Raw genomic sequence first — 11,477 nt, forward strand, 5'->3', positions numbered from 1 at the left:
GATAACGCAGTGAATCACTGCGTTATCCGGATCATTTTTCTTTAAACTTTACTCGGGGGCTTTCTGGGTTAATGGATGAACCTTTGCCTGAGGACCGGGCGTTTCAATATTTAAATCTTTTAAGGTAACCTGATTACCCCAATGCCAGAGGCAACCTTTAGAACCCGGCTTTTTATTTTTTTCATTACTCATCTTTTTTACCTCCTTTGTTTTCAATACCTTCATGCATATTTTTTCCCGAAAAGAAAGATATCATCGAACAATAGCCTAAAGAAATGATTGAAAGATTTAATAATAAAGCGGACTTATGAAAATATTTACCTTGGAAAAACTGTCTTATAAATGATCTTTTTCTTGGCGGGTAAAATTCAGAAAAGCAAGTCATGGAAGTGACTTGAAATAAACGGGGAAAGTCGTTAAAATTTATTTGAGTCAAGTACAAGACAAAATTTGAACAATCTCTTCAAATTGCATAAATTTTTGCCTGATGTTTCGTTGTTTTGTATTAATAATCCTGGACGCTGTATTACATTCAGGGGTTGGTATGACCATCATGCCTGAGTGGAAAAATATTTCTGTTTGAGTAACTTTGCAAAAACAAAACCTATAAAAAGTCCAAAAATCTTAAAATATGGGTTTTAAAATAATTGTATCCGGCAAAGTGATTTATGTAGCAAGGTTTTAACAAATTTAAAAAGAGGAAGTGGATAAATCATGTTAAAAGAAGATTCTCCAACCCAAGTGAATCCTGAAGAAATCACACCCATTCCTGTTACGGTAGGTATTTCAGCCCGCCATGTGCACCTTACCCGAGAAGATGTTGACACCTTATTTGGTCCCGGCTATGAATTGAAAAAGTTTAAAGAACTCTCCCAACCCGATCAGTATGCCTGTGAAGAAACGGTAACGGTGGTCGGTCCTAAGGGAGTGATTGAAAAGGTTCGCATCCTGGGACCGGAGCGGAAGCAAAGCCAAGTGGAACTGTCCATATCCGACTGTTTTAAACTGGGGATTAAGGCTCCCTTGCGGGATTCCGGCGACCTGTCCGGTTCTTCTTCCGTCACCCTGGTGGGACCGGTAGGTTCCGTTACTATAAAGGAAGGGGCCATTATTGCTGCCCGTCACATTCATATGCATACTTCCGATGCTGAAAAATATGGTCTTGAAGACAGGGATAGAATTTATGTTCGGGCCAAGGGGCCTAGAGGCATCATCTTTGGTGATGTTTTGGTTCGGGTAAGCGATAAATATAAACTGGAAATGCATGTGGACACCGATGAAGGTAACGCGGTGGGTCTCAGGAACGGGGATACGGTTTATGCTTATAAAATTCACGGTCATATCTCTGAACTGGTCAAGTAACATCGCCTTTTTCCAGCAAAGAATATCTTTGTGCTCACACTAAAGGAGGAAAAACGTTGCTCATTCTGGTCGTAAACTCTGGCAGTTCTTCAATTAAATACAAATTAATGGATATGGAGAGGGAAACGGTTCTTTTATCCGGCCTGGCGGAACGAATCGGCTTACATGGCTCCAAAGTCAAGCAAACTTCGGACACCGGAGAACTGGTGCTGGAACAGGATCTGCCTGATCATAAGGTAGCCATGGAAATTGTTCTAAGGTGTATTACTGATCCCCAATACGGAGCCATCAACGATGTTTCCAGCATCAAGGCCGTTGGTCACCGGATTGTCCACGGTGGAGAAAATTTCAAGAAATCCATGGTGGTTACCGATGAATTGATTCAGGGACTGGAGGAAATTGCCGACCTGGCTCCTTTACACACCATCCCTCACATTGTAACCATTAAGAGCTGCCGGGAACTGATCTCCCATGCTCCCCAGGTAACTGTATTTGATACTGCCTTTCACCAGACCATACCCAAATACGCCCATATGTATGGCGTTCCCTATGAGCTTTACCAGAAATACAAGATCCGCAGGTATGGATTTCACGGCACTTCCCACAAATATGTTTCCGGTCGGGCGGCAGAAATTTTAGGAAAGCCCCTAAATGAGTTAAAAATTGTGGTCTGCCATTTAGGCAACGGTTCCAGTATTACGGCGGTGGGGAACGGTGCTTCTATCGATACTTCCATGGGCTTTACACCGCTGGCGGGACTTCCCATGGGCTCCCGTACCGGCGATATGGATCCGGCTGTGGTTCCCTTTATTATGGAAAAGGAAAACCTCAATGTTAACGAAATCAATGATCTGATGAACAAGAAAAGCGGGGTACTGGGTGTATCGGGCGTCAGCAGTGATTTTCGGGATCTGGAAGAGGCGGCTGAAAAGGGTCACGAGCGGGCGGAGTTGGCTTTGAGCATGTTTGCTTACAGCATCATTAAATATGTTGGCGCCTATACGGCGGCACTGGGCGGTCTAGACCTGCTGGTTTTCACCGGCGGCATCGGTGAAAATTCAAAAGATATGCGGGCCAGAGTTTTAAAGGGCTTGGCTTATACCGGTCTGGAAGTGGACGAGGAAAACAACAATACCCGTGGCAAAGAAATCATTATCAGCAAGCCCGGGTCCAAAATTACGGCCATGGTGGTGCCTACCAACGAAGAGTTAATGATTGCCAGGGAAACAAAGGCTTTAGTTTAAAAGAAATCCCCATTGTATAAAAATGTAAGATAAAAATCATAAATTGTTATTAATAATGTAAGAACCCGGCTATATAATAATTTTAAGGGAGAAAGTACCGGCCGGGAGGTGAGAACCATGTTTATTAAACACTGGATGCTGCGGGAAACCGCCCACTGCAAAGAGGGTTGCACGAAATAGTCCGGGGCAAGACGGTAAACTGCCCAAAGAGGCTCACCTGTTCAGGTGAGCCCTTATTTTTTTGATTGCAGGATTCTCCTTCATTACATTTTATTAACCCGGGCTGAGCAAAATAAAGCAGTGGAATAAGGACAAAAATATACTGACCGTTAAGGGGATTGCGGGTTCTTTCGGCCCTGTGGGCTGCCTTAACCTGAAGAATTATCGGTTGACATACGAACAAACCCGGGAATATAATGATCTTAGTTTAATAAACAAAGACCTTCAGGGTTAGGTGCAATTCCTTACCGGCGGTATGGCTTTAGCCGAGCCCGCGAGCCCGCAAGGGCAGATCTGGTGAGATGCCAGAGCCGACAGTTAAAGTCTGGATGGGAGAAGGTGATTGATTTTGCCCGGCAAAAAACCAATTTTTTGTTGGGCCGTTCTCCTATTGTTTTTCTTACCCTGGGGTATCCCGGGGTTTAATTTTTTTAACAGGAGATGAAGCCGTTGGAAGCGGGTACTGACAGTCATTATATGCAAATGGCCCTGGAACTGGCTGCCAGAGCCAGGGGGCGCACCAGCCCCAATCCCCTGGTGGGGGCGGTTATTGTCAAGGAAGGGCAGGTTATTGGGAAAGGGTTTCATGCCAAAGCAGGGGGCGCCCATGCCGAAGTGGTTGCTCTGATGGAGGCCGGCGAACAGGCCCGGGATGCCACCCTATACGTCACCCTGGAGCCTTGCTGCCATTACGGGCGGACCGGTCCCTGCACGGAAGCGGTAATCAAGGCAGGCATTAAACGGGTGGTGGCGGCCATGACCGACCCCAATCCCTTGGTTGCCGGGAAGGGCCTGGAAGTTTTAAAAAAGGCCGGTGTGGAAGTAAAGGCCGGTGTCCTGGAACAGGAGGCAATGCACTTAAATGAGGCGTTTATCAAATATATTACCACTAAACGCCCCTTTGTAATTTTAAAGTCGGCCACCAGCCTGGACGGTAAAATTGCCACTGCCGGTGGTGAATCCCAGTGGATTACCGGAAAGGCGGCCCGGGAACAGGGGCATTGGCTGCGGGACAGGGTGGATGCCATCCTGGTAGGCGTCAATACCATTCTTGCCGATGACCCTTCTCTGACGACGCGGCTGCCTGAAGGAAGGGGAAAGGACCCCGTCCGCATTGTGGTAGACAGTTTGGCCCGGACTCCCACCGCAGCCAAGGTATTGCTGCAGGAATCCGCAGCCCATACCATGATTGCCACCACCGAAGCGGCTCCCGTTGAACGAAGGGCCAGTTTAATGGCGGCCGGGGCAGAAGTACTGGTTGTCCCGGGTCCGGGCCCCCGGGTGGATCTGGTGAAATTAATGGAATTACTGGGGGAAAAGCAAATAACCCAGATTTTAATTGAAGGGGGCGGGAAGTTAAACGGTTCCGCCCTGGCGGCAGGCATCGTAGACAAAGTGGTCTGGTTTATCGCCCCTAAGATTATTGGCGGGGATAGTGCTCCGGGAGCCATAAGGGGGGACGGGGTTCAGGCTCTTAAAGACGCAACCCAATTATACGATGTTTCTGTTCAGTGCCTGGAGGGAGACTTTGCTTTTACCGGATATACCTCAAAAAGGGGTGAGAGAATATCTTTACTGGAATAATTGAGGAGATTGGAACCATTAAGAATGTTTCTAGGGGATCCGACTCCGCCAAGCTGCATATCCTGGCTTCCAAAGTGCTGGAAGATGCCCGGGTGGGGGACAGTATCGCGGTGAATGGAGTTTGTCTGACGGCTACTACCTTTGGAGACGGGATATTTACAGCCGATGTAATGGCAGAGACCCTGGACAAGACCAATTTAAAGGAATTACGGCCGGGCAGCAGGGTAAACCTGGAAAGAGCCCTGCGCTTAGGGGACCGGCTGGGGGGGCACATGGTATCCGGCCATGTGGACGGCATCGGGACCATTGTGGGTCTGGAGAAACGAGATATTGCCACCCTGGTTATGGTTCAGGCGCCGGACCAGGTCATGAAATACATCATCAACAAAGGTTCCATTGCCATCGACGGCACCAGTCTTACGGTGGTAAGTTTCCAGCGGGACCGGTTTCAGGTTTCCTTGATCCCTCACACCGCCCATGCCACCGTGCTGGGCAGTAAAAAAGTCGGAGAGACTGTAAATCTTGAAGCGGATTTGTTGGGAAAATATATTGAACGTTTACTGCAGGGCCGGGGGGAACAAAGGGAAAATTCCCAACTGAACCTCCAGTTCTTGGCGGCCAACGGATTTTTATAAAGGAGGAAGACGGACGTGACATTTACGTTTAATACCATTGAAGAAGCCATTGAAGATATCCGGGCAGGGAAAATGGTGGTGGTGGTGGATGATGAGGACCGGGAAAACGAGGGGGATCTTATCATGGCCGCCGAGAAGGTGACCACCGAAGCGGTCAATTTCATGGCCACCCACGGGCGGGGGTTGATTTGTATGCCTATTTACGGGGAACGGCTGGATCAGTTGGCGCTGCCGGCGATGGTCAGCAATAATACCGACCCCCACGGCACCGCTTTTACCGTATCTGTGGATGCCAAGGAATGCTCCACCGGGATCTCCGCTGTTGAACGGGCCCTGACCATCCAGAAGATTATGGATCCGGACACACAGCCGGAAGATTTACGCCGTCCCGGACACATCTTTCCCCTCCGGGCGAAAGAGGGTGGAGTGCTGGTGCGCACCGGCCACACCGAGGCGTCGGTGGATTTGTCCCGCCTGGCGGGGCTAAAGCCTGCCGCTGTTATTTGCGAAATCATGAAGGACGACGGCACCATGGCCAGGGTGCCGGAATTGGTGGAATTTTGTAAAACCCATAATCTAAAGCTGATTACCATTGCCGATTTAATTAAATACCGCAGCCGCCACGAGAAATTTATTAAACGCGTTGATTCTGCCAAAATGCCCACCAAGTTTGGGGATTTTACAGCGGTGGCCTATGAAAGCCTGCTGGACGGCAAGGGGCATATCGCCATGGTGAAAGGGGATCTTTCCAGTGTGGAAGCCCCTTTGGTCCGGGTTCATTCGGAATGCTTAACCGGGGATGTTTTTGGTTCCTGCCGCTGCGACTGCGGGGATCAGTTGGCCAAAGCCATGCAGGCCATTGAAAAAGAGGGGACCGGTGTTTTGCTTTATATGCGTCAGGAGGGCAGGGGAATCGGCCTGTTAAATAAAATCAGAGCCTATAAGCTGCAGGATTTAGGCGCTGACACGGTGGAAGCCAACCTGGCCCTGGGTTTTCCCGCCGATCTCAGGGACTATGGAATTGGCGCACAAATTTTAGTTGATTTAGGGCTCAGCAAAATTCGCCTGTTAACCAATAATCCTCGGAAGATAGCAGGATTGGAAGGTCACGGTCTGGAAGTGGTGGACCGGGTGCCCATTGAAATCGCGGCGGGACAGGCCAACGCAAAATATTTAAGCACCAAGAAATGCAAACTAGGCCATTTGCTCACGGTAACAGATCAAAATAAAAAGACCAGTTAATAGGAGCATCTAAAACAGAAACAGGGGGATCGAGGATATGACAAAAGTATTTGAAGGACATTTAGTAGGGAACGGATTAAAATTTGGCATTGTGGTGGGGCGTTTCAATGAGTTTATCACCCATAAGCTGCTGGGCGGGGCTCTTGACGCCTTGAAGCGGCATGGCGTTGAAGAGGACGATATTGAAATCGCCTGGGTTCCGGGGGCCTTTGAGGTACCTCTGGTGGCCAAAAAGATGGCCGGCTTAAAGCGCTATGACGCGGTCATCTGCCTGGGAGCCATTATTCGCGGGGCAACACCGCACTTTGATTATGTTGCCGCCGAAGTTTCCAAAGGAGTGGCCAAGGTGGGTCTGGATTCCGATCTGCCGGTGGTCTTTGGCGTAATTACCGCGGATACCATTGAACAGGCCATTGAGCGGGCCGGCACCAAAGCCGGTAATAAAGGCTGGGATGCTGCCAATACCGCTCTGGAGATGGCCAATTTGTTAAAAGAATTAGCCTAAGGGGTGTTTCTTTGGGGGCCTGTTGCTAGTCTTATGCCGTATTCCTTGAGAGTCCTGTACAGGACCCTTAAGCATACCCCATAGTCTAACAACAGGACCTCAGAGGAATACGTTTTAGCTCTAACGACAAAAAAACGGCCCTTGGCCGTTTTTGTCGTTTTTATTTACGGGGTGTAACTAAATAGCACGCTGTACTTTTCCACTCCGGAGACAACGGGTGCAAACCATAATCCGTTTGGGGGAACCATCAATGATGGCCTTTACCCTTTGCAGGTTGGGAGACCAAGTCCGCTTTGTCCGAATATGGGAGTGGCTTAATTTAATGCCAACGGCAACACCTTTGCCGCAAACCTCGCATTTGGCCATTGTTACACCTCCTTTAGGGACACACCTTCTATGTCCATAAATCCTCTCACAAGCTCACTGAATTAGTATACCACAAATAAAGGTAAAATCAAACGGTATTTTACTTATGTTACTTTATGGAGAAATACTTCTCAGGAAAATAATGCCATGTTATAATGAGAACATATGTTTTTGTGCCTTTTAATCATTGATTAAAAAACTTTGGTTATAGGCGGACCTTCATGACCTGGATGAGGTGATGATTTTGCTGTTACAAAAACCGGTGCAGTTTCTCAAAGGAGTGGGACCCCAGCGGGCCAGACAGTTGGAGCGGATCGGTATTTTAAGCGTTGGGGATTTACTTTATCATTTTCCCCGGGAATACCAGGACCGGAGCAGCATTCGACCGGCCCACTCCTTTGCTCACGGGGATTTGGCCACCGTCCGGGGAACCGTCATTACCGGCCAGGAGACAAAACCCAGACGGGGGCTGACCCTCACAAAACTGGCTTTGGAAGAAGAGGCGGGAATTTTTTACGCCGTTTGGTTTAACCAACCCTATATCAAAAAGCAGTACCCTCCGGGGAAAAGATTGCTGCTTACCGGTAAAATGGACCGCAGTTTTGGGGTACCCCAGATCCAGGTGGCGGATCATGAAGTGCTGGAGGGTGATGAAAGCCTGCATAGCGGAAGAATTGTCCCCATTTATCCGGCTACCGAGAATATTAGCCAGCGTTTTTTTCGGAGCATGATTAAAGGATTTTTGGACGGAGTCGGAGCGAATCTGCCGGAGTTTTTACCGGATGAAATTCTGGACCGGTATCATCTGCCTTGTGTTGCCGAAGCGCTGGCGGAAATCCATTTCCCCACCAGCATGGAAGCCTGCCAGCGGGCCAGAAAGCGTTTTGTCCTGGAAGAGTTGTTTCTTTTTCAATTGGGGCTTTGCCTGCAGAAGGACCGCACCAACCGGCAGGAAAAAAGCCACCGCTATAAAAGTCGTAAGGTTGTAAAATCTTTTGCTGACATCCTGCCTTTCCAATTAACAGAGGCCCAAAAACGGGTCTGGCAGGAAATTGAGAGGGACATGGAGGCTTCCCGGCCCATGAACCGGCTGCTTCAGGGAGATGTGGGGTCCGGCAAAACCGCTGTGGCGGCTTTGGCCCTGTACAAAGCGGCAGCATCCGGACTGCAGAGTGTCCTTATGGTCCCCACGGAACTGCTGGCAGAGCAGCACGCCGCCAGCGTCGGCAAACTGTTGGAGCCCTTGGGCATCCGGGTGGCGCTGCTGACCGGAGGCAGCCGCCGGGGCCGCAAACAAGTGCTGGAGCAGATTGCCGGAGGAGAAATTGACGTGGTGGTGGGCACCCATGCCCTGATCCAGGGGCCGGTGCAGTTTAAGCAACTGGCTCTGGTGGTTGTGGACGAGCAGCACCGTTTCGGGGTACGCCAGCGGGCGGCCCTGCAGGATAAAGGACACAGGCCGGATATTTTGGTGATGACCGCCACGCCCATCCCGCGAACCCTGGCCTTAACCCTTTACGGTGAGCTGGAGGCATCTGTCATTGACGAGCTGCCTCCGGGCAGACAGCCTGTTAAAACCTATCATTTGAGCTTGTCCCAGGCGGGGAAAGCGGTGGGGTTAATCCGGCAGCAGGCTGTGGAGGGCCGGCAGTCCTATGTAGTATGTCCGCTGGTGGAAGAATCGGAAAAGATTGATACTCAGGCGGCCATTGAACTGCATGAACGGTTGAAGCGGGCCTTAAGCACCTGTTCAGTGGGCCTGCTGCACGGTAAAATGAAGCCCGCTGAGAAAGAAGCCGTAATGGGAGAGTTTCGCAGCGGTTCGCTGGATATTCTGGTATCCACCACGGTGATTGAAGTGGGGGTGGATGTCCCCAATGCCACCGTGATGGTCATCTGGGATGCCCAGCGGTTTGGTTTGTCCCAACTGCATCAGCTCCGGGGCCGGGTGGGCAGGGGGAAGCATTTATCTTACTGTATTCTGGTGGCGGATCCGTCCACCAGGGAAGCCAGGGAACGGATGGCAGCCATGTGCCGGACGCAAAACGGTTTTATTCTGGCTGAAGAGGATCTTAAACTGAGGGGACCGGGAGAGTTTTTTGGCACCCGGCAGTCGGGCCTGCCGGATTTTAAGATTGCCAGTTTAATCAAGGATCAGCGGGAGATTGAGCAGGCCCGGGCAGAAGCCCGGCAACTGTTAAAAGACGATCCGGATTTGCGTCTGCCTCAGCATCGGGAACTGTTAAACCAGTTTGCTTTACGGTTTCCCGAATTTGTAAAATACAGTGAAATTAGTTAAGTGTGGGGATCCTATATCTCCTATGGACCCTGTAAAAAGACTTTTTGGCAGTGGAGAGTTCTGCAAATTTATTGACATGTACACAATTATCCTATACTATAAAATGGAAATGAAAATATATGTATACGGAATACATATAGGGCAGAGGTGGAATTCTGCTTAATCATTGATGTAGCCCTTGTTTATTGTCAATTTTAGCATGAAGCTATTATTTTAGAAGCTTGAAAGCTCTCTTTGAGGGCTTTTTTTATGTGCAAAAAGGATTAGGGGCTATTACTGAACATTTATACTTCAGTGTAAAGGCGGGTTATGACAGAAAGAAGTTGACACCGCCTTGTACTGGCATATTTAAAATAAAGGAGGAAATGAATTGTGAACAAGCAATTATGGGACAAGGCGGTTGCTTTCCATGGGCATGAATGCCCCGGTCTTGCCATCGGCTTCAAGGCCTGCCAGGCTGTTTATGAAAAAATGGCAGTGGGGACTTCTGAAGATGAGGAAATTGTATGTGTTACCGAGAACGATGCCTGCGGAGTAGATGCGGTGCAAGCCCTTTTAAGCTGCACCCTGGGCAAAGGCAATCTACTTTATCGGGGGACCGGTAAACAAGCTTTTTCTTTTTTTAACCGGAGAAACGGGAGAAAATTGCGCCTTTGTCTCAAACTGCAAAAACAGGAGGGCATGGACCGGGCGCAGTGGCAGGAATATCTGTTAAAAGCGCCCGTTGACGAAATATTTTCCTTTTCCGAACCTGAATTTGATCTGCCTGAGAAAGCACGGCTGTTCCGAACAATCCCCTGCGAACTCTGCGGCGAGGGGGCTCCCGAACATAAGATGCATTTGCAGGACGGCAAAAAGGTATGCGCCGATTGCTTTAAGAGCTATGACCGGGGCTGGTAATTCAAAAGAAAGGGGAAATTATGATCAAAGAAAAGTTCATGGGAATCCTTTTGGCATTTGTATTGATTTTAAACGGGTGTACATCCGTGGATCCCGCATCCTCTAAAGCGTCTCCGGCGTCCTCCGGGTCCCGCATGGTTACGGATGCGTTTGATCGTCAGGTGGAGCTCCCTGAGAAGATAGAAACTATCGCCGCCATCGGCGGAGCGGCCCGTATCCTAACTTACGCCGGCTGCGCGGATAAACTGGTGGGCGTGACGGATATGGATAAGCAGAATCAATCGGCTATGCCTTATTCCGTTATCAATGCGCAGCATTTTGCAACCCTTGCGTCCGTTGGGAGCGGCGGAAATAACGATACCTGTTATATTGAAGAGTTGGTAACCCTCGGGCCCGACGTAATCTTTGCCTTGACGGATGAAGACACGATCAATAATGTAGCGCAGAAAACCGGAATTCCTGTCATCGGCATCTATCCTGACGGTATGTTTGACCAAAGCTTTTATTCGGCGCTGGAACTGATTGGACAGGTGATGGGCACCCGGGAGCATTGCGCCAAGGTAATCAATTATGTGCAGAACTGTCAGAAGGATCTGGATCATCGCACCAAAGACATCCCGGACAAAGATAAGCCCTCTGTTTATACCGGGGCTGTGAGCTTTCGAGGCGCCCATGGCTTTGAGGGTACCTATGCTCATTATCCGCCCTTCACCGCCATCCATGCCAAAAACGTTGTGGATGAAACAGGCGGTTCGGGGCCCTTGCTCATTGACCTTGAAAAAGTAACGGTATGGAATCCGGATATTATCTTTCTAAATCCCACCAATATGAATCTGGTCAATAAGGATTACGCCAAGAACAAAAAATTTTATGATTCCCTTCAGGCAGTACAGAAAGACAAGGTATATGCCCAGATATCTTATAACTACAACTGGACCAACCTGGAGATCGCCATCGCAGATGCCTATTACGCAGGCAAAATCATTTATCCGGAGCGGTTTGCGGATATTGATCCAATAAAAAAAGCCGACGAAATTTTTACCATCATGCTGGGTGAGCCTTTTTACCACAAACTGGCGGCGGACGGCTATCGATTCGATAAAATTACCATAGGAGAATAG

General features: G+C 49.2%; 11 protein-coding genes and 1 riboswitch. Of the genes, 9 read left to right on the forward strand and 2 right to left on the reverse strand.

The genetic code is table 11. The annotated features are described in order from the left end of the window. Positions 1–48: 48 nt before the first annotated feature. Positions 49–192: a hypothetical protein gene (locus tag DESRU_RS20805; RefSeq protein WP_013841731.1), complete on the reverse strand. Its 144-nt coding sequence runs from the start codon at positions 190–192 to the stop codon at positions 49–51. A gap of 522 nt (positions 193–714) precedes the next feature. Here DESRU_RS20805 and pduL point away from each other — a divergent pair. From pduL to ribH, 6 genes are all read left to right on the forward strand, one after another. Continuing rightward, complete coding sequence (gene pduL, locus DESRU_RS08680) at positions 715–1,362, forward strand: phosphate propanoyltransferase (RefSeq protein ID WP_013841732.1); 648 nt, start codon at positions 715–717, stop codon at positions 1,360–1,362. A gap of 56 nt (positions 1,363–1,418) precedes the next feature. Continuing rightward, the gene (locus DESRU_RS08685) at positions 1,419–2,606 is read left to right on the forward strand and encodes an acetate/propionate family kinase (protein ID WP_013841733.1); all 1,188 of its coding nucleotides are present in this window, start codon (positions 1,419–1,421) and stop codon (positions 2,604–2,606) included. A 436-nt stretch (positions 2,607–3,042) separates the two neighbouring features. Next, positions 3,043–3,170: riboswitch (FMN riboswitch) on the forward strand. A gap of 96 nt (positions 3,171–3,266) precedes the next feature. Then, positions 3,267–4,409, forward strand: a complete 1,143-nt coding sequence (gene ribD, locus DESRU_RS08690; RefSeq protein ID WP_041275354.1) for a bifunctional diaminohydroxyphosphoribosylaminopyrimidine deaminase/5-amino-6-(5-phosphoribosylamino)uracil reductase RibD — start codon at positions 3,267–3,269, stop codon at positions 4,407–4,409. Beyond that, entirely contained in the window at positions 4,394–5,044 is a 651-nt protein-coding gene (locus DESRU_RS08695) for a riboflavin synthase (RefSeq protein ID WP_081461995.1), read from the forward strand. The genes ribD and DESRU_RS08695 overlap by 16 nt, the downstream gene beginning before the upstream one ends. Positions 5,045–5,059: 15 nt before the next feature. After that, positions 5,060–6,286, forward strand: coding sequence for a bifunctional 3,4-dihydroxy-2-butanone-4-phosphate synthase/GTP cyclohydrolase II (locus DESRU_RS08700; protein ID WP_013841736.1), 1,227 nt, complete (start codon positions 5,060–5,062; stop codon positions 6,284–6,286). A 37-nt stretch (positions 6,287–6,323) separates the two neighbouring features. Further along, entirely contained in the window at positions 6,324–6,791 is a 468-nt protein-coding gene (gene ribH / locus DESRU_RS08705) for a 6,7-dimethyl-8-ribityllumazine synthase (protein WP_013841737.1), read from the forward strand. Positions 6,792–6,968: 177 nt separating this feature from the next. Here ribH and rpmB read toward each other — a convergent pair whose 3' ends face one another. After that, entirely contained in the window at positions 6,969–7,157 is a 189-nt protein-coding gene (gene rpmB, locus DESRU_RS08710) for a 50S ribosomal protein L28 (RefSeq protein WP_013841738.1), read from the reverse strand. 238 nt (positions 7,158–7,395) lie between these two features. Here rpmB and recG point away from each other — a divergent pair, with 238 nt between their 5' ends. The 3 genes from recG (at position 7,396) to DESRU_RS08725 (ending at position 11,477) form a co-directional block, all read left to right on the forward strand. Beyond that, positions 7,396–9,456 carry an ATP-dependent DNA helicase RecG gene (recG, locus tag DESRU_RS08715; protein ID WP_333541173.1) on the forward strand — a complete coding sequence of 687 codons (2,061 nt, stop codon included), beginning with the start codon at positions 7,396–7,398 and terminating at the stop codon, positions 9,454–9,456. A gap of 372 nt (positions 9,457–9,828) precedes the next feature. Further along, positions 9,829–10,356 (forward strand): FmdE family protein, encoded by a 528-nt coding sequence (locus tag DESRU_RS08720; protein ID WP_013841740.1) that lies wholly within the window; start codon positions 9,829–9,831, stop codon positions 10,354–10,356. 20 nt (positions 10,357–10,376) lie between these two features. Further along, positions 10,377–11,477, forward strand: a complete 1,101-nt coding sequence (locus DESRU_RS08725) for an iron ABC transporter substrate-binding protein (protein ID WP_013841741.1) — start codon at positions 10,377–10,379, stop codon at positions 11,475–11,477.

The organism is Desulforamulus ruminis DSM 2154, assembly GCF_000215085.1.
Taxonomy (GTDB): domain Bacteria; phylum Bacillota; class Desulfotomaculia; order Desulfotomaculales; family Desulfotomaculaceae; genus Desulfotomaculum; species Desulfotomaculum ruminis.